The organism is Brachybacterium tyrofermentans (genome assembly GCF_039526165.1).
GTDB classification, from domain to species: Bacteria; Actinomycetota; Actinomycetes; order Actinomycetales; family Dermabacteraceae; genus Brachybacterium; species Brachybacterium tyrofermentans.
Window position 1 is genome coordinate 1 of record NZ_BAAAIR010000080.1, and the last position, 1727, is coordinate 1727.

General features: G+C 62.5%; 3 protein-coding genes. 1 reads left to right on the forward strand and 2 read right to left on the reverse strand.

What is annotated here, in order from left to right; genetic code table 11:
- Both ABD093_RS18305 and ABD093_RS18310 read right to left on the reverse strand, forming a co-directional pair.
- On the reverse strand, positions 1–885 hold an 885-nt coding region (locus tag ABD093_RS18305), incomplete at its 3' end, for an SRPBCC family protein (protein WP_343926312.1).
- Positions 882–1127 (reverse strand): hypothetical protein, encoded by a 246-nt coding sequence (locus tag ABD093_RS18310; protein WP_096146702.1) that lies wholly within the window; start codon positions 1125–1127, stop codon positions 882–884. The genes ABD093_RS18305 and ABD093_RS18310, both read right to left, overlap by 4 nt.
- Before the next feature lie 244 nt (positions 1128–1371).
- On the opposite strand from ABD093_RS18310, the gene ABD093_RS18315 reads away from it, so the two are divergent.
- Positions 1372–1674: a type IV toxin-antitoxin system AbiEi family antitoxin domain-containing protein gene (locus tag ABD093_RS18315; protein WP_343926318.1), complete on the forward strand. Its 303-nt coding sequence runs from the start codon at positions 1372–1374 to the stop codon at positions 1672–1674.
- Positions 1675–1727: the final 53 nt, after the last annotated feature.

Consider the following 1727-nt stretch of genomic DNA (forward strand, 5'->3'; position numbering starts at 1 on the left):
CCGACCCCATGAAAGATCGAGGCTAATCCGTACCTGTGTGCCACCGGGCGCGTTCACCAAGGCGAATTCAGTCAGAACCGAATTGCTCTGCGCGACGTCGGGATATCCGAAGCTCCATGCGATCCTGTCCGGTTGGTGAATTGCGATGAGTTCAACACTGCGTCGACGAAACTGAGGCTTGATCTTCGCAGGCTTGCCGTCTGGATAGGTTACGGGTGCAACGCCCTCCCAGACCGTACCTGGCGTCGCTTCTTGACTGGTCTGATCGAGGATGCCGATGCTCGGTTCCCACTCGGGGATACGTGCGGGATCTGTGAGGAACGCCCACACTTCGTCCAGTGGTGCAGATACGAACGTCTCAGTCGTTCCCGTGGTCCGCCCCTTCACTTTCGTTGCGGCGGGCATGGACTTCGTCGAGAGCGAGTCGGCCCGATCGAGGCGTTCGATGAGCACATCGGGTGTCGTGCCTAGGCGGCGGAGGATACCCGTGATCAGACCGCTGGGTTCTGCGACGAGTTCCCGGAGAACGGCGGCAGCGTCGCCTGGCTTGCCTTTGCCGCTGGACTTCGCGATGAGGTCCCGAGCGCGACGAGTCCACTCGTACCCATCCGTCTCGTGGAACACGATGCGCCCGGCCTCGGGGAACGTCGCCTCGATGCCGAGCGAGGTCAGCTGTGCATCACGTTGTTCCTCGACGGCGAGACGGGCGCTATCAATGTCGATACCGAGCTCGCGCAGTGCGCGGCCGGCGGACTGGTCGTTGATGACCAATGCGAGGAACAGGTGGTCGATGTCGGCTTCGCGGAGCCCGAGCCGGGATGCTTCCTCCATGGCGGCCAGGGACAGCGATTGGCTGGTTTGAGCGGCGCGGACGAGTTTGTTCATCTGTTCCTCCTGGGTGTCGAGATCGCTGGGTCAATTCTTTTGGAGTGCTTCTTGTGGGCGGCTTGTCGCGTCACTCCGAGCGCGTCGGCGATCTCCTGCCAACTCATGCCCGAGCGCAACGCGGCCTCGACCTGTCGAAGTTCCAAGGTGTCCGCGAGTACGCGCAAGGACGCTACGGCCCGCAATCCTGCTTTCGGGTCGCTGGTATCGGCTGCTACTGCTGCGATCCGCGGAGACTCCATGCCGTCAACCTACGTTGCTAAGTGACGGGTTGTCAACCTGGGTTGCGCCCCCCGCTCGGCGAGCTCGATAATTGCCGAGCCAGTCGAGGGCCGTCATTTTTGGGGATTCGCCGGGTTCGCAGAGGTTGGTATCTGCGGCGACGTGGTGGAGTTCCGTTTCAACGTGTAGTCGCGTTCCGGTTCAACCTCTGCGGTGGGCAGCTGGACCCTGTCACAAGAATACCGTTTTCGGTATAGCGGTGACATGGCTGCCGACGTGAAGTACCGAGAGATCGTGCGTGAGCTCGCGCTGGATCACTACGGGTACGTCACGACGCGGGACGTGGCCGAGGCCGGCGTTCCTGCGGTCGAGCTGCCCAAGCTGGCCGCGCGGGGTGGACTCGAGAACATCGCCTACGAGTTGTATCGCGTGCCGGATGTCCCGCCGACGCGGTATGACCAGTTCGCGGAGGCGTTGCTTCGAGTGGGGGAGGGTGCCTATCTCCACGGAGAGCCTGTGCTTGCGCTGCTCGGACTCGGCGATGTCAACCCTCGCAGGATCAGTTGAGTCCCGCATAGTGGTGTAGCGCGGTGGCCCCGTGATCGTCTCTGACGAGGACG

Bases quoted from the DNA above. Each gene is read 5' to 3' on its own strand.
- ABD093_RS18315 (WP_343926318.1), top strand. From the start codon at position 1,372: ATGGCTGCCGACGTGAAGTACCGAGAGATCGTGCGTGAGCTCGCGCTG.
- ABD093_RS18310 (WP_096146702.1), bottom strand. From the start codon at position 1,127: ATGGAGTCTCCGCGGATCGCAGCAGTAGCAGCCGATACCAGCGACCCG.